This window comes from Nonomuraea sp. NPDC049709 (assembly GCF_040674815.1).
Classification (GTDB): Bacteria; Actinomycetota; Actinomycetes; order Streptosporangiales; family Streptosporangiaceae; genus Nonomuraea.
Map to the genome: position 1 here is coordinate 162,475 of NZ_JBFANM010000009.1, position 22,935 is coordinate 185,409.

The 22,935-nt window shown below is 71.7% G+C and carries 19 protein-coding genes and 1 tRNA gene; 5 read left to right on the plus strand and 15 right to left on the minus strand.

What is annotated here, in order from left to right; all coding sequences use genetic code 11:
- Positions 1-18: 18 nt before the first annotated feature.
- From AB0J69_RS11495 to AB0J69_RS11530, 8 genes are all read right to left on the minus strand, one after another.
- Complete coding sequence (locus AB0J69_RS11495; RefSeq protein WP_345388833.1) at positions 19-213, minus strand: LuxR C-terminal-related transcriptional regulator; 195 nt, start codon at positions 211-213, stop codon at positions 19-21.
- Between the two features lie 186 nt (positions 214-399).
- Positions 400-475 (minus strand) — tRNA-His (locus AB0J69_RS11500).
- Between the two features lie 68 nt (positions 476-543).
- Entirely contained in the window at positions 544-1,137 is a 594-nt protein-coding gene (gene orn, locus AB0J69_RS11505) for an oligoribonuclease (protein WP_364115515.1), read from the minus strand.
- 68 nt (positions 1,138-1,205) lie between these two features.
- Positions 1,206-2,288, minus strand: coding sequence for a DUF2510 domain-containing protein (locus AB0J69_RS11510; protein WP_364115518.1), 1,083 nt, complete (start codon positions 2,286-2,288; stop codon positions 1,206-1,208).
- Positions 2,289-2,337: 49 nt separating this feature from the next.
- A complete protein-coding gene (locus AB0J69_RS11515) occupies positions 2,338-3,696 on the minus strand; it encodes a hypothetical protein (protein WP_364115521.1) in 1,359 nt (452 codons plus the stop codon).
- Positions 3,697-3,718: 22 nt separating this feature from the next.
- Entirely contained in the window at positions 3,719-5,371 is a 1,653-nt protein-coding gene (locus AB0J69_RS11520) for a serine/threonine-protein kinase (RefSeq protein WP_364115524.1), read from the minus strand.
- Between the two features lie 108 nt (positions 5,372-5,479).
- A complete protein-coding gene (locus AB0J69_RS11525) occupies positions 5,480-7,816 on the minus strand; it encodes a protein kinase (protein WP_364115527.1) in 2,337 nt (778 codons plus the stop codon).
- Positions 7,817-7,901: 85 nt separating this feature from the next.
- Positions 7,902-8,540 carry a pyridoxamine 5'-phosphate oxidase family protein gene (locus tag AB0J69_RS11530; protein ID WP_364115530.1) on the minus strand — a complete coding sequence of 213 codons (639 nt, stop codon included), beginning with the start codon at positions 8,538-8,540 and terminating at the stop codon, positions 7,902-7,904.
- A gap of 71 nt (positions 8,541-8,611) precedes the next feature.
- Here AB0J69_RS11530 and AB0J69_RS11535 point away from each other — a divergent pair, with 71 nt between their 5' ends.
- A complete protein-coding gene (locus AB0J69_RS11535) occupies positions 8,612-10,033 on the plus strand; it encodes a PLP-dependent aminotransferase family protein (RefSeq protein ID WP_364115533.1) in 1,422 nt (473 codons plus the stop codon).
- Here the strand turns inward: AB0J69_RS11535 and AB0J69_RS11540 are convergent.
- Positions 9,969-11,093 (minus strand): DegT/DnrJ/EryC1/StrS family aminotransferase, encoded by a 1,125-nt coding sequence (locus AB0J69_RS11540; RefSeq protein WP_364115536.1) that lies wholly within the window; start codon positions 11,091-11,093, stop codon positions 9,969-9,971. The two genes, AB0J69_RS11535 and AB0J69_RS11540, sit on opposite strands and share 65 nt — an antisense overlap.
- On the minus strand, positions 11,090-12,073 hold the full coding sequence (locus AB0J69_RS11545) for a GNAT family N-acetyltransferase (protein ID WP_364115539.1): 984 nt from the start codon (positions 12,071-12,073) through the stop codon (positions 11,090-11,092). The genes AB0J69_RS11540 and AB0J69_RS11545 overlap by 4 nt, the downstream gene beginning before the upstream one ends.
- A 256-nt stretch (positions 12,074-12,329) precedes the next feature.
- On the opposite strand from AB0J69_RS11545, the gene AB0J69_RS11550 reads away from it, so the two are divergent.
- From AB0J69_RS11550 to AB0J69_RS11560, 3 genes are all read left to right on the plus strand, one after another.
- A complete protein-coding gene (locus tag AB0J69_RS11550; protein WP_364115541.1) occupies positions 12,330-13,355 on the plus strand; it encodes a phosphotransferase family protein in 1,026 nt (341 codons plus the stop codon).
- Between the two features lie 41 nt (positions 13,356-13,396).
- A complete protein-coding gene (locus AB0J69_RS11555) occupies positions 13,397-14,149 on the plus strand; it encodes an SDR family oxidoreductase (RefSeq protein ID WP_364115544.1) in 753 nt (250 codons plus the stop codon).
- A 214-nt stretch (positions 14,150-14,363) separates the two neighbouring features.
- Positions 14,364-15,668, plus strand: a complete 1,305-nt coding sequence (locus AB0J69_RS11560) for a xylan 1,4-beta-xylosidase (RefSeq protein WP_364115547.1) — start codon at positions 14,364-14,366, stop codon at positions 15,666-15,668.
- On the opposite strand, the gene AB0J69_RS11565 is transcribed toward AB0J69_RS11560, so the two are convergent.
- Positions 15,640-16,749: an acyltransferase gene (locus AB0J69_RS11565; protein ID WP_364115550.1), complete on the minus strand. Its 1,110-nt coding sequence runs from the start codon at positions 16,747-16,749 to the stop codon at positions 15,640-15,642. The two genes, AB0J69_RS11560 and AB0J69_RS11565, sit on opposite strands and share 29 nt — an antisense overlap.
- On the minus strand, positions 16,742-17,614 hold the full coding sequence (locus AB0J69_RS11570; protein ID WP_364115552.1) for an alpha/beta hydrolase: 873 nt from the start codon (positions 17,612-17,614) through the stop codon (positions 16,742-16,744). Before AB0J69_RS11570 ends, AB0J69_RS11565 begins: the two co-directional genes overlap by 8 nt.
- A gap of 106 nt (positions 17,615-17,720) precedes the next feature.
- Between AB0J69_RS11570 and AB0J69_RS11575 the strand changes: the two genes are divergently transcribed.
- Positions 17,721-18,446: a uridine kinase gene (locus AB0J69_RS11575; protein WP_364115555.1), complete on the plus strand. Its 726-nt coding sequence runs from the start codon at positions 17,721-17,723 to the stop codon at positions 18,444-18,446.
- A gap of 6 nt (positions 18,447-18,452) precedes the next feature.
- Here AB0J69_RS11575 and AB0J69_RS11580 read toward each other — a convergent pair whose 3' ends face one another.
- Genes AB0J69_RS11580 through AB0J69_RS11590 form a run of 3 tightly spaced genes read right to left on the minus strand, consistent with a single transcriptional unit; the run spans position 18,453 to position 22,504 of the window.
- Positions 18,453-19,085: a GNAT family N-acetyltransferase gene (locus AB0J69_RS11580; protein WP_364115558.1), complete on the minus strand. Its 633-nt coding sequence runs from the start codon at positions 19,083-19,085 to the stop codon at positions 18,453-18,455.
- A gap of 38 nt (positions 19,086-19,123) precedes the next feature.
- On the minus strand, positions 19,124-20,326 hold the full coding sequence (locus AB0J69_RS11585) for a DUF418 domain-containing protein (RefSeq protein WP_364115561.1): 1,203 nt from the start codon (positions 20,324-20,326) through the stop codon (positions 19,124-19,126).
- 42 nt (positions 20,327-20,368) lie between these two features.
- Positions 20,369-22,504, minus strand: a complete 2,136-nt coding sequence (locus AB0J69_RS11590) for a hypothetical protein (RefSeq protein WP_364115564.1) — start codon at positions 22,502-22,504, stop codon at positions 20,369-20,371.
- Between the last annotated feature and the right edge of the window lie 431 nt (positions 22,505-22,935).

Below are 22,935 nucleotides of genomic sequence, written 5' to 3' on the forward strand. Positions count from 1 at the left end.
CGTGGGTGACGGCGGCGGCTACTCCTGGCGGGACAGCCACAGCCCGATGGCCGTCACCCTGGAGTCGACGCCGAGCTTGGCGTAGATGCGGTTGACGTGGTTCTTGACGGTCTTCTCGCTGAGGAACAACCGTTGTGCTATTTGTCCGTTGGACTGGCCTGTCGCGATCAGGTCCATGACCTCGGCTTCACGCTTGCTCAGGGACGTGAACACGCTATCGAACGCTGCGTCGTCGACTCTCATCCGGCCTCCGGGGGCGCGCAGACGGTCAGATCGCCGATGGCCCCCGTGCTTCCGGCGTTAGCGGTAGACAGCGAGCATAACCCGCATTGTCATGTTTTGGGGCCGTTGCCGGGAGAAAACGACAACGGCCGGTCCCGAAGGACCGGCCGTTCGCGCTGGGGTGAGTGAAGGGACTTGAACCCTCGACATCCAGGACCACAACCTGGCGCTCTACCAACTGAGCTACACCCACCATGGCCGCCTGCGGTGAAGCGGCACAGGAAAAGTGTAGCGGGATTCGGGAGTCTTTACGCCACTCCTTTAGCCGCTGACACGCTCTGCCAGGGCTCTCGCGGTCGTCGAATCGGGTCCGGGCTGGCCCACGAAGATGGCCGCGCGGTAGTAACGCAGCTCCCTGATGCTCTCCGTGATGTCGGCCAAAGCCCTGTGCCCGCCTTGCTTTTCGGGCGCGGCGAAGTAGACCCGCGGGTACCACCGGCGCACCAGCTCCTTGATCGACGACACGTCGATCATCCGGTAGTGCAGATATGCATCCACCCCGGGCATGTCGCGCGAGATGAACGTGCGGTCGGTGCCGATCGAGTTGCCGCACAGCGGCGCCTTCTTCGGCTCGGGGACGTGCCGGCGGATGTAGTCGAGCACAAGGGACTCGGCCTCCGCCAGCGTCACCCCGCCGGCCAGCTCGGGCAGCAACCCGGACGCGGTGTGCATCTCGCGCACGACCTGCGACATCTGCTCCAGCGACTCCGGCGGCGGCTTGATGACCACGTCGACGCCCTCGTCCAGCTGATTGAGCTCGCTGTCGGTGATGACGCACGCCACTTCGACGAGCGCGTCCCGGCTGAGGTCGAGCCCGGTCATCTCGCAGTCGATCCACACCAGCAAGTCACTCATACGATCTCCTCGCCCAGCGGCTCGGAGCAATCCGCCCGCTTGTTACCCCACCAGCCTAGTGCCACCGGTTACGCGGGCTTGAGAGAGCCGAGAACCTGGCTGACCACGTCGGTGCCCAGATTGTCGGGAACGGAGATGTAGACGATGGCCGGGCTCTGGCCTTCGCCACGATCCATGAGCACGATCGCCCCGTTCTCCTTCTTCCACTTGTAGCCGTTCTCCTCCGAGATCTTGGTGAAGTCCAGCTCGAACTGCAGCACCCACGCGTCCCGGTCGCCGATCTTCATCGCCTTGTCCTGGACGACCTTGCTCTCGTGCGCGAGCGCGTAGTACCTGGTGGTGAAGTCCACGAAGACGGCCTTGGCCGTGTCGCCCAGCCCGGAGGCGCCGGAGTAGGGGTAGAGCTCGTTGAGCAGCCCCGTGAAGACGTTGCCGATCCAGTCGCCCTTGCCGTCGTACTTCGCGTGCGAGACGGCCTTCACCGCGGCCGTCCACTGCTGCTCGGTCGGGCTGCCGTTGTTGATCTCGGTGTACGGCGGCACCGTCCAGTCGTCGGGCACCTGGAACGAGATGCCGCTGCGCGGATCGGTGACGACGTCGCCCGCCGGCTGCGGGAACTCACCGCCCTGGCTGGGCGGCGGCTCCTGGGACGGCGGGTCGTTGCTGGGCGGCTCCTGCGACTCGAACGTGTCCGTCGGCGTCGGCCGCGACGCGGTCGTGGTGTCGTCCCGGTTGATGAAGAAGATCCCGGCCACCACGATGAGCGCGACCACGACCAGCGCCGCCAGCCCGCCGAACACCCAGGGCAGCGGGTTGCCCTGCTTGGGCGGCGGCCCGTAGCCGGGCCCCGGCAGTTGGGCGCCGCTCCACGGCTGCTGCGGCTGCTGCTGCTGAGTGGGCGGTGCGGGCTGGCCGTAGGCGGACTGGCCGTAGGTGGGCCGGCCGAACTGGAGCGTGGGGTTCGCCGGCGTCGCCGACCAGCCGGGGCCGGACTGCGGCTGCGGCTGGGGCCCTGAGGCCGGTTGCTGGGGCTGGGCCGGTCCCTGCTCCTGGGCGTGGGTGGCGTCGGTCCACTGGTTGCCGTCCCACCAGCGGAGCTGGGGCTCTCCGTAGGGGTCCGGGTACCAGCCCGCGGGGGTCTGCGTGGTCATGTTCGCCAGATTAGTAAGAACCGCTTTGATATGCATTGCTGGGCGGAGATCAGCACTTGTACGTGAAGCTCGCCTTGTCGGTGCGCGCCGGGCCCGGTGTGATGATCTTCAGCGTGGCCGTGGCCTTGACGCTGCTCTTCCCCCGCAGCGTCCAGCGCAGCGGCACCGAGTACGACGTCTGATCGGAGTTCGTGCGCAGGGTTCCCTTGACGACCTCCTTGTCCAGGTTCTTGCGCCACTCGTAGGTGATCTCGCCGGGCGCCCCGTTCGTGACGACGGTGCCCGTGATCAGGACGGCGCTGTTGCAGCCCTGGGTCTTCTTCGGCGCCACCACGTTGATCGACTTGACCGCCAGGTCCGGCGCGTTCCCCAGCGTGAACCAGGCCAGGATCGCCCCCGCCATGACGACCGCGAACACCGCGCTGGACAGGATCGTCCGCCGCCGCCGCGCCCGCGAGGCCTTGACCGGCCGCCCGCCGGGGCGGTGCACGGTGGACGCCTCGTCGCGCCCGGCCCGCCAGATCCGCTCGGCCGGCGTCTCGGGCTGCTGCGCCTGCGTGCCGACCCCGGGCCCGAACCGGACGGGCCCCGCCGACCGGCCGGGGACGTGCAGGAGCGTGACGATGTCGCCCTCGTCCCGCGGCGGCACGATCGGCGGCTGCGCGTGCGCCGGCGGCTGCGCGAACGCCGACCTCCCGCGCGCCGCCCGGGCCAGCCCGTCCCTGCTGATCCGGCCCCCGGGCAGCGTTCCGCGCTCGTTGACCAGCGTGTCCCGCGCGGTGCCCAGCCCCAGGGTGCCGGCGGCGGCCGCGACCCGCTCGAACAGCCCCGCCGCCTCGGGCGCGCTCTGCCCGAAGGCGGCGGCCATGCCCCGGGCCAGCGACGCCCAGCCCGCGGCGTCGCGCTCGCGCGGCGATTTCCGCCCGCGGATGGCGTCGGACAGCCCCCGCTCCGAGAGCAGCGAAACGCCCTCCGCGGTGATCACCACGGTGCCGGGGTGCACCGAGCCGTGCGTGACCCCGGCGGCGTGCAGCGCCAGCAGCGTCTGTGCGGTCTCCACCAGCACGGACGCCGCCCCACCCGGGTCGACGGGACCGGCGGCGAGCAGGTCGGCCAGGGTGGGGCTGACCGCCTGCGCGGTCAGCAGCCAGACCTGGTCGCCCGCCGCCACCACGTCCGCCACCGGGATCAGCCCGGTGAGCCCGGCCAGTACAAGCCGCTGGTCGGTCATGACCGCCTGCACGACACGGTCGCGCACGCCGGGCAGGCCGACGATCTTGGGATCGAAGAGCAGCGCCCCCGCCCTGCGCCCGTCAGGTGAGATGGCGTCGATCCAGTTGCCGAGTTCGGTCATCCAGGTGTGCTCGGTGAGCCGGAATCCGGCGATACCGTTCACAGGGTTGTTCATCGCCGTTTGCCCCCCGGCGCGTTCAGCGCTTCCTTCTGTGCCGTCCCGCCATACGGCGCTTCACCGCAAGTGTGACCGGTAGTGCGCCCGTCGTCATCAGGCCGAGGGCAACGAGTGCGGCTTGGGCCTTTCCCACGGCGTCGAGCCTCGGTGGACCCTCCTGCGTCGGCTCCCCGCCAGTCGGCTGCTCGCTCAGGGTCGGCTGCTCGCTGCCCGGCCCTTCGCTGCCACTGGGGGTCGGTTCGCTACGGGTCGGCGTGGCCGGCGGGCGGGTCGGGGGACGCGTGGCGGTAGGGGTCGGGGTGGGAGTGGCGGGCGGGTCGTCGCCCTCGGGCTCGCCGATCTTGCCGCTGTTCTGCGGGTCGGGGGTCGGAGTGGGAGTGGGGGTCGGGGTGGGCTTCTTGGTCTTGGGCGGCGTCTTGACCGGGGTGGGCGTGGGCGTCTTCGTCTTGGTGGGCTGGGTGCCCGTGGGCTGGACGGCCGGGGGCGCGTCGCTGTCCGTGGTCGTCGGGGTGGGCTCCGGCGTGGTCTCCTCGAGGGTGGGCTCCGGCTCCTCCTCCGTGGTGTCCACGGGCTCGGGCGTGGCGGGCACCGCCGTGGTCGGTGTGACCTGGCTGGTCTGCGCCGCCAGCTCCGGCTCGTCCGGTCCCGAACTGGCGATGATCACGACGGCGGCGACCAGCACGCCCACGGAGACGGCGCCGATCGTGAGCTTGGCGGGCAGCCTGCTCAGGATGCGCGACGGCTCCTTGAAGCGGGTCTCGGCGAGCGCCGTCTCCGTCTGGGCCGGCTCGTCGAGCGCGCTCGGGAAGAGCAGCACCAGCAGGCCCGCGAGAGCCGCCAGGCGCCGGCGCCCGCGCTCCTCCCAGTCCGGGCCGTACGCCTCGGCCGCGACGGCCTCCAGCTCGGTCAGGAACGCCTCCGCCGACGGCGGGCGCTCGGCCGGGTCCTTGGCCAGGCCGCGCTGGACCAGCCCCTGCAGCGGCGCGGGCACCTCCTCCACGGGCGGGGGCGTGCTCTGGTGCTGGCGGGCCAGCGCCGCCAGGTTGGGGGAGCGGAAGGGACGCATGCCCGTCAGGCACTCGAAGAACACGACGGTGGCCGCGTACACGTCGGTCGCGGGCCCGGCGGGCCCGCCCGACCACTGCTCGGGCGCCATGTACGGCGGCGTGCCCGCGGCACTGGCGCCCTCGCCCGCCCGGACCGCGATGCCGAAGTCCACGAGCTTGCTGGTGCCGTCGCCCTGCACCATGACGTTCTCGGGCTTGAAGTCGCGGTGCACGACCCCGATCGCGTGCGCCGAGGCCAGGCCCTGGAGCGAGCCCTTGAGCACGGCCAGCGCCGCCTCGGGGCCGGTGGGCCCCTCGGACCTGAGGAGCTCGCGCAGCGAGACCCCGTTGATCAGCTCCATGACGATCGCCGCGCCCTGCCCGGCCTCGACGTAGTCGATCAGCCGGGCGTGGTACGCGCTCTGGAGCGTGCCCAGTAACCGCGCCTCGTGCCGGAACCGGGCGACGAACCCGACGTCGGATCTCAGCTCGTCACTGAGATATTTGATGGCCACCTCGACGCCGTCGTAGTCGCGCCTGGCCAGGACCACCCGACCGGCCGCACCCGAGCCCAGCTCGCGGATCTCGGTGTAGCCGGGGACCCCCCATGGCCCATCACCGTACATAACGGTCTCCTCTGGAGTTCAGTGGGCCCCCACCCTCATCAAACGGTCCGTAGCTTAACCAGAGGGAACCGCTTTCCCGCTACTGATATCCCGACATGCGGATAAATGTCACTCAACAGTGCCGGGCGAGTCAGGGCTCGGCGTCTCCTTCGGCGGCGGTTCCTCCTCCTGGCACGCGGGCGTGCTGCCGCTGCGGCTGTCGCTCCCGTTGGCCGCCGCCGGGTCGGTGGAGGCGGTCACGGACCACTTCGTGCCGCAGGGCAGCTTCTCGCGGTAGGCGAAGGTCCGGCTGTAGGAGGTCTCGCCGGACAGGGTGACCGTCTGCGTGTCCCCGCCCTCGCCGGCCGCGAACCGCACGGTGAGCCGTACCGGCTGGGTGTTCGCCGTGCTCACCCTGACCTGCGCGACGATCCCGGCCCCCGCGCCGGCCTCGACGATCGAGACCTGCCGCACCTGCGGCGGGCAGGGCACCGAGGTCCGCGCGGTGTCGGTCCTGCCGCCCGCGCTCACCTGCACCGACAGCGTCGACCCGCAGGGGCGGGCCCTGAAGGTGTGGGCGAACGACTCGGTGTAGGAGGTCCGGCCGGACAGGCTCGCGGTACGCGTGCCGACCGCCTCGCCGTCGACCGCGAACCGGGCCCGGACGGGGATGTCCCCGGTGCCGCTCGCGGTGACCCTGACCCGGGCGGTGGCGGTGCGGCCGGGCGCGGCGGGCAGGTCGAGGCTGACGTTCAGGCCGGTCACCCTGGTCGGGCAGGGTGGCACGGACAGGGACGCCGTCCTGGCGCCGCCGGAGGCCGCGGGAGAGGTGGTGACGGTCAGCGTGACCGTCCTGCCGCACGGGCGCTCGCCCATGGACCAGGTCAGCGTGCGGGTGTAGGTCCTGGCACCGCTCAGCCGTACGCGCTGGGTGCGGCCGTCGGCGCCCGGGGCCGCCCAGGTCGCGGTGGCGGTGACGGCGTCGGTGCCGCTCGTGCGCAGGGTGACCGTGCTGCGGGCGACCGCGTCCGCGCCGATCGTGATGTCGCCCACGCTCACCGCGAGCACCGAGGTGACCGGCGGAGGCGGCTCGTCCGTGATCGTCCGCGTCGGGGTCGGCGTGGGTGTGGGAGTGGGGGTCGGCGTCGGTGTCTTGGTGGTGGGGGTCCTGGTCGGGGTGGGGCTCTTGGTGGTGGCCGGGGGTTTCGAGGTCGCGGGGCGCTCGCCGGGCTCGGTGGTCTCGGTCTCGGTGGCCTCGGGTTCGGTGGCCTCAGGCGAGCTCTGCGGCACGACCTGCGGCGTGGTCCCGGGCTCGGTCTCCGGCGTGCTCTCCGGTGTGGACCCGGGCGTGGATTCCGGCGGTGCCTCGGGTGTGGTCGGCGGGCCGGAGACCGGCGCCGTCGTGATCTCGCTCGGCGGTACGGCCGCCGCCGCCCCGAACGCCTGCTCCGGCGGCGGCTGCCGGTTGACCAGCACGACCACCACCGCCACGGCCGCCGCCGCGGTCAGTGCGCCGCCCATCGCCACCCGCCGCGCGTTCGAGCGCAGCCCGCGGAACACCGTCCTGGCCAGCGACGTGCTCACCTCGGGCGGGGCCGGCTGCGGCGTGGGCAGCAGCAGGGCGAGCAGGGCCACGAGCGCGGCCAGCCGCCGCCTGCCCCGCTCCTCCCAGTCCTCCCCGTACGCCGCGCGCGCCACGGCCTCCAGCTCCGCCACGAACGCCGGCGCGCTCTCCGGCCGTCGCGAAGGGTCCTTGGCCAGCCCGCGCCGCACCAGCTCGCGCACCGGCTCGGGCGCGTCGTGGAAGGGCACCGGGGCGTGCACGTGCTGGTAACCCAGGACGCTCGGCTCGGTGGACCGGTACGGCCGGTGCCCGGTCAGGCACTCGAAGAAGACGGCCGTGGCCGCGTACACGTCGGTCGCGGGCGAGGCCGGCAGCCCCTCCCACAGCTCGGGCGCCATGTAGGGAGGCGTGCCCTCGGGGTGCGCGGCCGTGCCCTGCCGCACCGCGATGCCGAAGTCGACGAGCTTGCTGATCCCGTCGTCGCGTACGAGCACGTTCTCGGGCTTGTAGTCCCGGTGCACCAGCCCGAGCTGGTGCGCCTTCGCCAGGCCCAGCAGCGACCCCTTGAGCACGACCAGGGCGGCCTCGGGCTCGGTCGTGCCGTTCTCGCGCAGCAGCGCGCGCAGCGAGACGCCGTTGACCAGCTCCATCACGATGGCCGCGCCACCGGCCTCCTGGATGTACTCCCACATCGTGGCGATGTTCGGATCGCGCAGCGTGGTCAGCAGCCGCGCCTCCGACTGGAACCTGGCCAGGGCGGAGGGATCGTGCCGCAGTTCCTCGGACAAATACTTGATCGCGACCTTGACACCGGTCCCGTCGTGCACAGCCATCGTCACGCGCCCGCTGGCGCCCGTCCCGAGCTGCTTGATCTCTGTATAACCGGGAGCGCTCCACTCCATATGCCTCTCCCATCAGGAGCCGGCCCACCTGATGAGACGTGCGATCAAGGAGTCGGGTTTTCCAGGTGGTTCCGGATTTATGGAACTACTCCCGATGGAGGATGTGAACAGGCGCGTCGATACCTTCTGGGAGCACCGAATCGGGCTCGGGCGCGCCCCACGACGTGACCAGGGGGAGCACCCCGGCCCACACCGGCAGCTCGTAGTCCTCCTCCTCGTCCTTCGGCCCGCCGTGCCGCATCTTGACCGATGCCTCCTCCAGCGACAGCGCCAGCACGGCCGTGGCGGCCAGCTCCTTGCGCGACGGCTTGCGCACGTAGTCCCACTGGCCCGGCGCGAGCTGCTCGGCCAGGGCCCGCAGCCCTTCCATGCGCTCGTCGGGGTCCGTCACCAGCCGGGCCGGGCCATAGATGATCGCCGAGCGGTAGTTGACGGAGTGGTGGAAGATCGAGCGGGCCAGCACGATGCCGTCCAGGTGCGTGACCGTCACGCAGACGTCCGTGCCGTCGCCGGCGCGCAGCGACGTCGCGCCGGTGGAGCCGTGCAGGTAGAGGGTCTCGCCGACGCGCCCGTAACCGGTGGGGACGACCATGGGGTGGCCGTTCACGACCACACCCAGGTGGCAGATGAGGCCGGTGTCGAGCACCTCGTAGAGGTCGTTCCGGTCGGTGCTGCCGCGCTGCTTCTCGCGGCCCAGGGTGGTGCGCGGTGTGGTGGAGAGCATGATTCGACCGTAACGACGAAGTGGACCTATCCTGTAGGGCCACTACCAGCCCCTTCATAGAGACCACTTTCGTGCGCACCCATGTTGACCTGCCGGTGTCCCTGTCGCGGGATTCGGCCGAACCACTCACCACGCAGCTCGCCGGCTGGCTGCGCCACGCCATGCTGGACGGCACGCTGGCCCCCGGCGAGCGGCTGCCCTCCACCCGGGCCCTGGCCGCCCAGCTCGCGGTGAGCAGGACCGTGGTGACGGAGGCGTACCAGCAGCTCTATGCGGAGGGCTGGCTGGACGGGCGGCACGGCTCGGGCACGTTCGTGGCCGAGATGGAGGCGACGCCCAGGCCGCCCAGGGAGAGCGCGTACGTCCCCGCCCCGCCGCCGCCCCCGGCCGACTGGATCGACCTGCGGCCCGGCCAGCCCTGGGTGCGCGACTACGACCGCGCGGCGTGGAAGCGGGCCTGGCGCAAGGCCGCCGACCTGCCGCCCGGCGACTCACCCGACCCGTACGGCCTGCCGCACCTGCGCGAGCTGCTCGCCGACCACCTCAGGCGCGCCCGGGGCATGGCCGTCGGCCCGGAGAACATCCTGGTCACCCGGGGCACCGGCAACGGCCTCGACCTGTGCGCGCTGGCCCTGCTCGGCCCCGGCGCCAGGGCCGGGGTGGAGGATCCCGGCTACCACGTGGCGCGCACGGTGTTCGCGGCCAGGGGCGCCGAGGTGGTGCCGTGCCCGGTGGACGCGGACGGTGTGATCGTCGACGGCCTCCCCGGCGACCTGCGCGTGGTCTACACCACGCCCGCCCACCAGTACCCGCTGGGCGGCCGGCTGCCGATCCCGCGCAGGGAGCGGCTGCTGGCCTGGGCCGGGGCCACGGGCGCGACGATCGTGGAGGACGACTACGACGCCGAGTTCCGCTACGACGTCGCCCCGCTGCCCGCGCTCTACGGCCTCGACCCCTCCCGGGTGGTGCTGCTCGGCACGCTGTCCAAGATCCTCGCGCCGGACGTGGGCGTGGGCTGGCTGGTCGGCGAGCCCGGGCTGGTAGGCCGGATCGCCGACCTGCGCCGCGCGGTGGGCGACCGCACCAGCGGCCCCGTCCAGCAGGCCGTGGCCGCCCTGCTGGAGCGCGGCGACATCGACCGGCACCTGCGCCGGATGCGCCTGGAATATGCCCGCCGCCGGGCCGCCGTCGTCGAGATCCTCGGCCCGGTCTGCCGCCTGCGCGGCGACACGGCCGGGCTGCACGTCCTTGCCGAGCTGCCCGCCGCCGTGGTGCCCGGCCTGGTCGAGCGGGCCAGGGAGCACGGCGTCCTGCTCGACTCCACCGGCCGCCACCATCACGGCGACCTGAGCCTGCACGGCGTGGTGATCGGGTACGGCTCCGCCTCCCTGCCCGACATCCGGCGCGGCTGCCGGACTCTCGCCGGGCTCATTCGTACGGCCCGGTCCCGGGCGGTTCCAGGCGGCGCAGCACGGGCAGCGAGCGCGCGGTGAACATCGGGTCCACCGGGAGCACGTGGCGGGCCCACCAGCGCGCCGGGCGCTGGTCGGGGGAGGGCTCGGCGAAGGCGGGGGCGTAGTCGTCGTACGGCGGGTCGTACAGGTAGCCCGTCGAGACCCCGTTCCGCTCCAGCTCGGCGATGGCCGCGTCCCGGTCGCGCACCAGCAGCGGCACCCGGAACAGCGGCCGGGAGAGGTCGTCGAGCACGGCCGGCGCGACCGTGGGCAGCTCGGCCAGGCGCTGCACGCCCGCCAGCCGGCGCGCCCGGTCGCCGGGGACGGTGGTCAGGCGCCGGCGCTGGTACCAGCGCACCAGGCGGCCCCGGCGGGCGCGGTAGGGGTGGAGGTCGGCGCGCACCCAGCGGTCGAAGGGCGGCAGCGCGGGAACCTGCTTGAGCGCGAGCTCCAGCCCCTCCGGGTCGAGGGCGATCCGGAAGCCCTCGCGCTCCTCCTGCATGCCGAGGCGGCGCATGAGCTTGAGCGCGGGGCGTACGAGGTCGAGCTTCAGCGCCGCCTGGCGGGCCATGGAGGTCGCGACGCTCATCAGGTCGGCCCGCAGCGAGCCCCGGGTCAGCAGCTCGTCGCGGGCCCGGGTCAGGGCCTTCAGGTCGGACTCGTCCTCGACGGCCAGCACGCCGCCCGAGCCGGCGCCCGGGTGCTTGGACAGGCTGAAGACCCCGGCCCGGCCGAAGGTCCCCAGCGGCCGCCCCCCGAGGTCGGTCTCCATCGCGTGCGCCACGTCCTCGATCAGCGTCTTCCCGGCGAAGGCGGGGGCGTCGTCGGGCAGGCCGTACAGGTTGGTCGTCAGGACCGCGTCCACCCCGTCGAGGTCGACCCGCGAGACGTCGATGTTGCCGTCACGGGGGGAGAGCGGGGCGATCACCGGGCGCAGCCCGGCCGCCAGCACGAGGAAGAGGATCTCGTCTGCCGAGATCGGGGACATCAGCAGCCGCTGACCCGGCGGGCACCAGTGGCGTAGTGCCAGGTAGAGGCCGAGCCGGTTGGACGGTAGCGACAGGCAGTGACGGCCCGTGCGCTCTGCGATGCGTTTCACCCTTGTAGGACAGTACGCAGTCTTCCGTACGTTTTCAATGCCTTGTCAGCGGTTTTGAGCAACAACGGATTGGCCATTACGGTTGCCCGAGTTTTGCGGACCGGCACCCGCATCATCCAGTGGACGCCCGCCGCCGCGCCGACCCGGGCCACCCGGCCCTCGGCCACCTCCAGCTCGCCGTTCTTGAGCTTGTCCTTGTACTCCTTCTGGCCCCGGCCCATGTCGATGATCGCGATGCCGGACTCGGCGGCCCGCTCGGCCATCGCCAGGTGGTGGATGAGGCCGGGGGAGTATTTGGCGAAGTGGGTGTCGTAGGCGGGGAACCAGCCGGCCAGCGTCGTGCGCGTGCGCAGCCCGAAGTGCCCGGCCACCGGCCGGTCGTCCACGTAGACCATGTCCAGCACCCCGGCGAAGCTCTCGGACTGCGTGGCCAGCAGCCGCTCCACCAGCTCCACGATCCACTGGTGCGCGAACCTGTCGGTGCGGCCGGTGCGGCGGTACTGGTCGGTCTTCCAGCCCAGCAGCGTGCGCAGGGGCGCCAGGTCGGTGGTCGCGTAGTCGTGGCGCATCGGCCCCGCCTCGCGCTGCAGCTTGCGCGACTTGGCCAGGGTGGACTTGTACGTCTTGCCGGAGTGTCGCCTGAGCGTCTCCGTGTAGCGCTCCCAGCCGTCACGCAGGTCGATGATCGGCGACGGGTGCTTCTCGTGGCGGCAGTTCGTCAGCGGCTGCCCGGACACGAGGTGGTCGAACTCGTAGACCGCCAGCCCGCACGCCTTGATCAGCCGCCTCGGGTCGATCTCGAGGTCCTTGACGTACACCAGCCCCTGCGCGTCGGTCAGCCCAGCCGCGACCGGCTTGCCGATGCCCATCGGATGCCGCTCGAAGGGGAAGAAGCCCACGATTTCCGGACCGTCGTGGAGGACGGCGACACGTACGACATCTCGGAGTTCGCCCACCGTGAGGGTGAATTCTGGTGACAAGAAGGGATTGTCGAAGGCGGCGTCGGCTTCTTGCAGGGCACGCCATCGGCTCACTTCGGATCGGCCCAGTTCACGAGGTAGGGCAAGGGTGACGCGCATGGGCTCCTACTGTCAGCAAGCACTCTCTGTCCAGCAACGTGGCCAGGGGTGTACTGACAGGGTAAAGGATCTCACCGGATGCCATAGCCGCAGCTCTGGGAACGTTACAGAACTCCCAGCTGGTGTTCAGGACCGAGTGACGTTCTAATGTGTGTCCATGACCGTACCTGGCATCGACCACCCCAGCCTGGTCGCGTGGATGGGCCGGAACGTCCCCGACGCCGGCGAGCCCCTGTCCGTCTCGCTGATCTCGGGCGGCAGGTCGAACCTGACCTACCTGGTCGAGACGGCCGGGCCCCGGCTGGTGCTGCGCCGGCCGCCGCTCGGTCACGTGCTCCCCACCGCCCACGACATGCGGCGCGAGTGGCGGGTCATCTCGGCGCTCGCACCCACGCCCGTGCCGGTGCCCGAGCCCGTCGCGTTCTGCGCCGACGAGGACGTGATCGGGGCGCCGTTCTATCTCATGGGGTACGTGGACGGCGCGGCCGTACGGACCAGGGAGCAGCTCGGCGACCCGACGCCCGAGCAGACCCGGCGGCTGTCGGAGCGGCTGGCCGAGGTGCTGGCCGCGATTCACGCGGTCGACTACCGCGAGGTGGGCCTCGCCGACTTCGGGCGGCCGGAGGGCTACATGGCCAGGCAGCTCGACCGGTGGTGCCAGCAGTGGGAGCGGTCGAAGACGGCCGACCTGCCCGACTACTACCGGCTCGTGGAGCGCCTGCGCGAGCGGCTGCCCGCCGAGGCCGCCGGCACGCTGGTGCACGGCGACTACCGGCTGGACAACACGCTGCTGCGGCTCGGGAACCTGGAGATCGCGGCCGTGGTGGACTGGGAGATGTCCACGCTCGGGGACCCGCTGGCCGACCTGGGGCTCACGCTCACCTACTGGCACGATCGCGGGGACGACGAGCGGGCGGCGATCCCGGTGGCCGGGGACGTGACGGTGGCGCCCGGGTTCATGAACGCCGCCGAGTTCGCGAGCCACTACACCAAGGTGTCAGGCCGGGACATCTCGGACCTCGGGTTCTATGTGGCCTTCGGTAACTTCAAGCTGGCGGTCATCGTGGAGGGTATCCACGCCCGCTTCCGGCAGGGTAAGACCGTCGGAGAGGGATTCGACCGCATCGGCTCCGCCGTACCCACCCTGATCTCCCGCGCGCATCGCATGCTCGACCAGCCCTGAACCGCCTCGACCACGGGATCGACCCCCCCGTAAGGAGCGCCATGAGCACAGTTGCACTGATCACCGGAGCGGCGAGCGGCATCGGGGCCGCCGTGGCCCGGCGCCTGTCGACGGGCGGCGTCAAGTGCGTCCTCGTCGACCTCGACGGTGAGGGCGCGGAGCGGCTGGCCAAGGAGGTGGACGGCGCCTGGCTGGCCGCCGACGTCAGCACGGAGGAGGCCTCGCTGGAGGCCGTCGCGCTGGCCGAGCGGCGTTACGGGCGGCTCGACCTGGTCCACCTCAACGCCGGCATCACCGGGCGGGTGGATCTGGCGGACTTCGACCTCGCGCGCTACCGCCAGGTGGTCGGGGTCAACATGGACGGTGTGGTGTTCGGCGTGCGCGCCAGCGTCCCGCTGCTCGTCCGCTCCGGCGGCGGGGCGATCGTGGTCACCGCGTCGCTGGCCGGGCTCGTCGGCTTCGCCGGCGACCCCATCTACACGATGACCAAGCACGCCGTCGTGGGTCTGGTCAGGGCGCTGGCCGAGCCTTTGTCCGCCGACAACATCCGCATCGGCGCGGTCTGCCCGGGCTTCACCGACACGCCCCTGGTGGCCGAGGCGCGGGAGATGTTCGTCAACGCGGGCTTCCCCCTGCTGACGGCCGAGGACGTGGCCGCCGCCGTCGAATCCGCCTTCTACGCCGAGACTCCCGGCACGCTCCTCATCGTGCAGCCGGGCCGGCAACCCGTGCCCTACCGCTATGCCGGGGTGCCCGGTCCCGCGGGGGGACAGCGGCCGCCAGCTGCAGATTGACGGCAAGTGGCTTGCAAGCGGGACGATTAGCGTAATAAGGGCTGGGCTTCTGCCCAGCCCTTGCACGTTGGCGAACCTTGTAAGTTCGTGATCCCCCCTTCACACGTCTCGCGAGGATGAGGAGCGTCCAGTGATTCCGACCGACGGCCGACACGCGCGCAGGCGATCGCCATGGCCGATCGCACTTGGAGCAGGGATTCTCGCGGTCGTACTGGTGGCGGGCATCATGGTCTACGCCGCGATCCGCACCAAGGCCCGCAGCGAGTTCAAGGGCAGCGACGTGGCCACGACGGTGCCCACCCAGCCCGCGCCCAAGCTGGAGGAGCCGCCCGCGCTGTCGAACTGGCCGCGCTGGGGCATCACCCACACGCAGTACAGCGCGGACAACGAGCCGCAGCAGGTCGTGGAGGAGGCCAAGGGCGTGCTCGGCCGGGTCCCGATGCTGCAGAACCAGCACATCATGGGATGGGGCGTCGGCAACCCCGAGCCCAGCCCCGGGCAGTTCAACTTCCGTGACCTGGACCGGCGGCTGACGTTCATGGCGGACACGCGGGCCGTGCCGGTGGTCACGCTCTGCTGCGCGCCCGACTGGATGAAGGGCGGGCAGGCCGGGCGTACGGACTGGAGCAAGAACCACACGGTCGCCCCCGAGAAGGAGCACTTCGACGACTTCGCGAAGCTCGCGACGCGGGTGGCCAAGCAGTACCCGACGGTCAAGCACTACATGGTGTGGAACGAGTTCAAGGGCTTCTGGGACCCGACGACCAACCGGTGGGACGCCGAGGGCTACACCGAGATGTACAACAAGGTCTACACGGCCTTGAAGAAGGTCAACAAGGACATCCAGGTCGGCGGGCCGTACATCCCGGTCGAGAGCAACACGCGCGGCGGGCCGTCCGACCTGAGCGGGCCGTGGGGAACGATCGACCAGCGCGCGCTGGACGCCATCCAGTACTGGATCGACAACAAGAAGGGCGCGGACTTCATCGTCGTCGACGGCGCCTCCATGACGAACGACAAGGGCAACGTGCCCAACGACTTCGCCGCCCAGGCCAAGTTCAGCGCCATCACCACCTGGCTGCGACAGAAGAGCGACGACCTGCCGGTGTGGTGGGCCGAATGGTACGTCGAGCCGGAGAACTCCCAGTGGACCGAGGAGAAGCGGACGGCCGTGCAGGCGACCGCGCTGATGGAGTTCGCCAAGAGCGGGGTCAACACCGCCCTCTACTGGAACCCGCAGCTGAAGGACGAGGGCGACTGTCCCGGCTGCCTCTGGTCGCCCAAGGTCGGCGGCGAGCTGCCGATGGCGGGGCTGCTCAGCGGCTTCACCAAGTGGTTCCCGGCCGGGGTGCAGGTTCAGGAGGTGGAGTCCTCCGACCCCAAGATCAAGGCGATGGGGCAGGAGCGCCAGGTCGTGATGGTGAACACCTCCGACCGCGACGTCACGGCCACCGTGGACGGGCGGCAGGTCACCCTGGCGCCGTACGAGATCAAGTGGTCCGGGCGCGGCGGCGCCTGACCTCGTACCCGCGGAAGGCCGCCCAGCAGGCCGCCAGAGCCACGCAGAACGCCGGCAGCCAGGCCAGGCGGGCCAGCACCCAGACGGCGGAGTCCGGAGCGGTGTGCAGCCCGGTGAGCGCCTGGCCGCCGAGCAGGCCGAGGGCGGTGACGGCGATCATCGCCGTCTGGTGCCAGAGGAAGATCGTGATCGCCGAGAGGTTGACCAGCGCTACGGCGGCCCAGGCCACGGGCCGCCGCAGGGCCCGGCGCAGGGGGCCGAGCAGCAGCACCGCCGCCCCGCACTGGGCCAGGCCGAAGGTGACGGCCGCGAGCGTGGGCGGGTCGAGGTTCGAGATCTCCGCGCCGGGCACGCCGACCATGGCCGCCGGGTAACCGGCCCACAGAACGAGTGCCGCGGTGGCGGCCGTGCCGCCGAGCAGCAGCGCCCATCCCGTCCCGCGCCCCGGCAGGCCGCCGTCGCGGCCCCAGGCGGCGCCCAGGCAGTACGGCACCAGCCACCCGGCCAGGACGTTCACCCAGCCGAGCCAGGCGGGGCCGCCGAGGCCGTACCTGAGGAGGTCCACGACCGCCACGGCGGCCGGCGGCCAGGCCGGGTGCAGCCGGGCGGCCACCGGGGTCGCCGCCGTCAGCACCGCGAAGACCAGCAGGAACCACAGCGGCGACCACACCAGCTCGGCCAGCGTGCGCACGGTGTCCAGCCCCGTGCCGGCGGCGAGCATCGCCACCGCGATCACCGCCCACACCGCCAGTACGGCGGCGACCGGGCGGAACAGCCTGGCCAGCCGCCCGCCGAGCCACCTCCGGTAACCCTCGCCCGAGCCGGCCCGGCCGCGCGCCGCGACCAGCCCGCCCACCAGGAAGAACACCGCCAGCGTCTGGAACAGCCAGGAGACCGGGGCGAGCCGGGGCAGCTCACGCAGCGGGCTGGCCGCGCGCACCGTGCCGCTGTCGACCACCAGGGCCGTCACCAGCCAGTGGCCGAGCACCACGCCCAGGACGGCCAGGGCGCGCAGCCCGTCCAGCCCCCGGTCGCGGCCGGCCGGGGTGGCCGCGTCGATCCGGCCGAGGAGGTCACGCATGGCCGGTGACGATCGCGGCGATGTTGCGCAGGGGCAGGGAGCCGGGCCTCAGATAGTCGCTGTGGCCGCCGTCGCCCGCCGGGAAGGTCCGGGTGCCGGACTCCGGTGAGAGCGGGTCCAGGCCGGGTCCCAGGGCCAGGAAGTGCACGTGCGGCACGTAGGCGATCCAGTCGCCGCTCGCGCGGGCGGCCCAGACGGGGGCGGACGTGCGGAGCGGGGCCGTGGTGCCGGTGCCCGCGCCGCCGTACAGGACGATGTTCGCCACGCCGCCCAGCCCGGGGGCGGCCCGGCCGCAGACGACCGCGCCGTAGGAGTGGCACAGCAGGGAGACCCTGGCGGGGCCCAGCTCCCGTACGAGCGCCCGCAACGGGGGCACCGCCTCGTCGGCGCGGTGGGTGGTGAGGACGGCGGCGCCGAGCGTCTCGGGGGTCTTGTAGCCCAGCCAGGCGACCACGGCGGCCCGGCCGCCCAGCTCCCGCTGCAGGGCCTGCGCGCCGGCGCGGAAGCGGGCGTACCGGTCGAGGCTGGTGTCCGAGCCGGGCACGAGCACGGCGACCCGCTCGGCCCCGGCCAGGTCGCCGAAGACCTCCGCGGTCCTGCCGCCGTCGCGGCCGTCGAAGAACAGGAAGCGGCGCGCCGGATCCGCCATGGCGCGCAGCGCCTCCGCCCGGCGCGCGTGGCCGTGCTCGGCGGCCATCCGCCCGGCGGCGCGGATGTCCTGGCGGACGGCGGCGTACCGGGCCTCGGTCAGACCCTCCGGCGGCCGGACCGGCGCGGGGGCCGGGACCTCCGAGCTCGACATCGGCGCGGCCACCGAGGCGGCGACGAGCGCGGTGAGCAGGGCGCGAAACGGGCGGAAAGGCATGTGCCGAACGTATGGACGGCACCCCGTAACCGGCGTCCCACCGGAGAGTGGACCTGCGGTGTAGCCCTGGAGTATGACGGGGTCGACCCCCGGATAGGTTGTGCGCGTGGGTCCTTCTTCGGCACAAGTGCACTGTTCGGTCTCGACGTGGCGGCAGCCGTGTCCTCCCGCCGCCTCCGCGGAGCGCACCGCGCTCGTGGCGGAGCTCGCCGGCCGCGTCCTGGACGCCGGTGCCGGGCGGCTGCTCGTCGGCATCGACGGGTTCACCGCCGCGGGCAAGACCAGCTTCGGGCACGAGCTGGCCGCGCGGGTCGCCGCGTCGGGCCGGCCCGTGCTCCGCGCCACCCTGGACGACTTCAAGCGGCCCTGGAAGGACCGGCACCTGTACGACCGCGAGTCGGGCGAGGGCTACTACCGCAACGCCTACGACTACGAGTCGGTCGAGCGCCTGCTGCTGGCGCCCGGCCGCTCACCGGAGGCCACGTCCTGCGCGCTGTGCTCCATCGACCCGCTGACGCAGGTGGACCACTCGGCGACCACGACGCCGCTGGCCCCGGACTCGGTGCTGATCGTGGACGGCGTGTTCGCGTTCCGCCCCGAGATCGACGGCTACTGGGACTTCCGGATCTGGCTGGAGGTGGACGCCGAGCTGTCGGTACGCCGGGGCACCGCCCGCGACCAGGACTGGGCCGGTTCGGACGCCGAGTCCGTCCACCGCGACCGGTACCTGGTGGCCGAGCGCGTCTATCTGCGCGAGGCGGACCCGATCGGGCGGATGGACGCGATCATCGACAACACCACGTTCGCCGCCCCCCGCCTCCTCGAGCCCTGAGGGTCCTCAGGCCAGCCCGAAGTGCGGCAGGCACGGCTCCAGGCCGTGGATCTCGACCGGGACGGGAGCGGTGAAGCCGTCCCGGTCGAGCCGGAGCTGCTGCTGCTCGGCCCGCCGCCCGCGTATCTCGTGGACCGAGACCCCGTTGGGCCGGTAGCCGAGCTTGCGCGAGACGCCCAGTGAGGCGGGGTTGTCCAGAAAGGCGCTGGAGGCCGCCGTCAGGGCTCCCAGCCCCGCGAAGGCCAGGTGCAGCACGGCGGCGCGCATCTCCGTGCCCAGCCCCTTGCCCTGGTGGGCGCGGCCCAGCCAGGAGCCCGTGTGCACCTCGCGGGTGACCGCGAACTGGTGCGCCGACAGGTCCTGGGTCCCGATCACCCGTCCCTCGTGGACGACCACGAAGTTGCAGCACCACTGCTCGGCCCGCCACCGCGCGATCACCCCGAGCTGGTAGCGGATGACGTCACCCGGCAGTTCCGCCGCGGGCACGTCGGTCCACGGCACCCCGAACGGCATCCGCTCGGGGTCGTGGACGCCTTCCAGGGCCCGGTCGGCCAGCTCGTCGAGGTCGTCGAGGGTGGGCAGCCGCAGCTCCAGGCGGGGCGTGGTCAGGCGCAGGTTGAGTACGGGCCAGTGGCGCATACCAGTCCATTGTTCCGATGCCCGCCGCCGGTCTCATCTCATTTACCGGCCGCCGGCCTGCGCCAGTAGGTCAGGAAGCGCAGCAACCACTCCACGGGGCCGTACCGGTGCCGCCTGAGCCATCGGCGGCTGTAGAGGACCTGGGCGGCGAAGATGCCGAGCGCGATCAGCACCTCCAGCGGCGGGCTGACCCGGTCCAGCAGCGCCAGCCCGTACCCGGTGAAGATCAGCGCGCAGATCAGCGACTGCGCCAGGTAGTTCGACAGCGCCATCCGGCCGGGCGCGGCCAGTGCCCGCGCCACCCGCGGCACGTACGGCAGCACCCGCAGGAACGTGGCCGCGTACGCCGCCGCCAGCAGCGGAGCCGTCACCAGGTCCACCGCCTCGCCCCAGAACTTGTGCACCGAGCCGGTCCACGCCGACAGCGTGTAGAAGAACGCGCCCGCCAGCCCGACCGGGAACCCGATCCACTGCAGCCTGCGCAGCGTCCCCGTGTACGCCGCCACGTCGCGTAGCACACCCAGCTTGCCGACCGCCAGGCCGATCAGGCACGCCGCCAGCACCGCCGGCCCCTGGAAGAACACCCGCGCCACGATGATCAGCGACAGCTTCCTGAGGTGCTCGGAGACGATCTGCCAGAACCCGCCGCCCAGGGCCGAGTTCGACGCGGCGACCTGCGCCGACTCGTCCGCCAACCGGCCGGACATGTCCAGCCCCGCCGAGGCCAGCACCGCCAGCAGCACGAAGCCGAGCGCCAGCAGCAGCGTCAGCGCGACGGCCAGCAGCACCGCCGTCCGCGGCCGGATCGCGCGGAAGATCAGCAGGGCCAGCCCCACGGCCGCGTACGTCGTCAGGATGTCGCCGGGGAACAGCAGCACCGCGTGCGCCAGCCCGAGCAGGAACAACCCCGCCAGCCGGCGCAGGAACATCGGGACGAACGGCCGCCCCTGCCGCCTGGCCGAGTCGACCTGCAGCGTGAAGCTGTAGCCGAACAGGAACGAGAACAGCAGGTAGAACTTGTTCTCCAGGAACAGCGTCACGACCCACCGCACGCCCCAGTCCAGGGACGAGTCGAAGGCGGGCTCCGCCATCCCGGCCATCCGGTAGCCGGAGGCCAGGAAGGCGATGTTCACGACGAGGATGCCCAGCAGCGAGAAACCCCGTAAGGCGTCGACGGAGGCGATTCTCGCTGCCGTGGGTCGTATGTCCGGCCTGGCGGGATGTGTCTGCTGTGCCCTCATCGGAGGACATCATCCCGCACAAGCTGAGTGTTTCCTGTGAATTCAGTTATTTTGCGCGATATAGATGAATCGCTCGATGATCACCGCCAGCGCCACCACGAAGGCCGGCACCGCCAGGAACAACAGGCGTCTGCGGGCCTTCGGCGCCCGGTTCGGGCCGTTGAGCCGGATGATCTCGTAGCCGAAGAGCGCCACCCAGGTCACCCCCAGCGCCCCGATGCCCACCGGGGTCCAGGGCGAGCTGGGGTCGCCGCGCCCCTTGTACGGGTTCGGCTCCGGGATCTCGGTGCCCCTGACGAACGTCTTCCAGGTGTAGAGCGCCGCGTCCTCGTTGGAGAAGACCCGCTTCAGATCGGGCGACTTGTCCAGCGCCGCACGGAATTTCTCGCCCCAGTCGGCCGGATAACCCTCGTTGAGCTGCAGGTAACTCACCTGGCCGCGGCTCACCATCAGGTACGAGTTCCGCGGCTGCTCCTTGAGCTTCTGCACCGCCTTGGCGATCTGCGTGGGGTCCTTGAACACCAGCGCCTGCGTGCCGAAGCTGACCAGCTCGACGTCCCGCTCGCCCCACGGCAGCGTCGGGGTGACCTCCGGCCCCTCCTTGGGCACCAGGTAGAGCACCCGGGCGCTGGGCTTGTCGTGGTCGTAGACGTAGTGCAGGGCGGCCACCTCGCCGCTGGTGACCCGCTCGAACTTCTCGTTGCCGTACCTGGCCACCAGGAACGCCATCGCGAACATGACCGCGAAGCACGCCGCGAGCACCAGCGAGATCTTCTTCGTGAGCTCGGGGTTGAACCGCACGTTCCGCTTGCGCAGCGGCACGGTCTCCTCGCGCACGTCCGCGCTGTCGGCGGGCAGGTTGGGGAAGAACGCGTACGCGGCCAGCAGGCACGCGCCGGGCAGCGCGAACATGTAGATCCGCAGCCCGATCTCGCCGCCGTAGCTCTGCAGCCCCAGCGCCAGCACCGGCACGCACAGCAGGATCAGCGCCGAGCGGTCGAACACCCCGCGCCGCAACCGCCGGAACAGCCCGGCCGCCGCGCAGGCCAGGATCACCGCGAGGATGCCCAGGCGGGCCTGCAGCACCATCGCGTGCGCGGGGTCGCTGCCCTCGATCCGGTCGCCGGTGTTGCTGCGCAGGTTCTGCAGGATGTTGCCCAGGCCGCCGAAGATCGTGTCGATCTGGCTGGCCCAGAAGCCCACCGTCATGTAGCTGATCCAGGCCAGCACCATCAGGCCGAGGAAGAACGGCAGCGCCCAGGTGAGCGTGGTGCGCCTGAAGATCAGGAACGCCGTCACCACGCCGAGCATCATGAACGGCGTGATCTGGTGCGAGGCCACCGACGCCACGAACAGCGCCACCAGCATCATCAGCATGAGCAGCTTGTCGGCCCGGAACGTCCCGGTGTTCGCCAGCTCGCCCGGCGTCATCGCGTCCAGCTTGCCGAGCAGCCTGCGCAGGCCCTTGGGCGGGACCGGCTTCGTACGCGGCTCCACCCGCCCGAACCATCGCAACAGGATCGCCACGAACGCCAGATAGAGGGCGAAGGTGAACCCCTGGGGCGAGAAATAGTCCTGCCCGATCCACTGCACCAGCACGAACAGCAGCGCCGCGAACCACCGCGCCCGCGTGGTGGCCACCACCTGGCGCAGGATCAGCACGAAGGGGAGCAGGTAGAGCAGGTTCGACAGGAGCGGCGTCCACTGCAGGATCGTCGTCATGTCGGTGATGCCGGCGGCCTTCGTCACGAACGCGAACAACGCGAAGAAGCCCGGCCAGCCCATGCGGGCGTCGATGTTGATCGCCGTCTCGCCGGTCCTGCCGATGAACTCCACGAAACCGGCATGGATGTACGCGGTCGGGAACCGCGGCTCCTCGGCCACCAGCGCACCCGCGCCGTGCAGGGCGAAGGTGATCGCGGCGATCTGGAACAGCAGCAGGAACTTGCGGTCGGTGCTCTGGGTGACCGTGATGAAGAACGACACGATCATGATCAGGATGGCGATGAACGCGGTGGCCGGGAGCGCCGAGATCAGCCCGAGGCCGTCGATCTCGGTCGGATCCACGCCGCGCAGGGGACCCGGAGGCACCTTGAGGGCGAGGATGTACATGACCAGGCCCTCGAGGACCAGCAGCACCGGCAGCCATGTGGGCGCGCTGGAGACCAGCTGCCCCACCCGAGCACCCAGGCCACGCGGCTTCCCCGCCGCCTTCTGCGGCTGAGGCCGCGCCCCGGGTTGCGGCCCGCCGGGGGCCCGCAACGGCACCCCGACCCCTTGAGCCGGCGCAGGAGGCGGCTGCACAAGGCTCCCCAGCCCCCGCGCCCCTCCCGAAGCCCCACTCCCAGCCCCTCCAGGAGCCGTCCCACCACCGGCGGGACCTCCACCGGCGGGACCTCCACCGGCGGGACCTCCACCGGCGGGACCTCCACCGGCGGGACCTCCACCGGCAGGGCCTCCGGCTGCGGGGCCTCCGGGGGTGGGCCTTCCGGCGGCCGTCCCCGAGGTCGCGGACCCACCAGCGGCAGGTCCTGCGGCGGCCGGCGCTCCAGAGGCGGATCCCGGGGCGACTGAAGGGCTGGCGGCCGGCGCTCCGGTGGCGGGCCTTG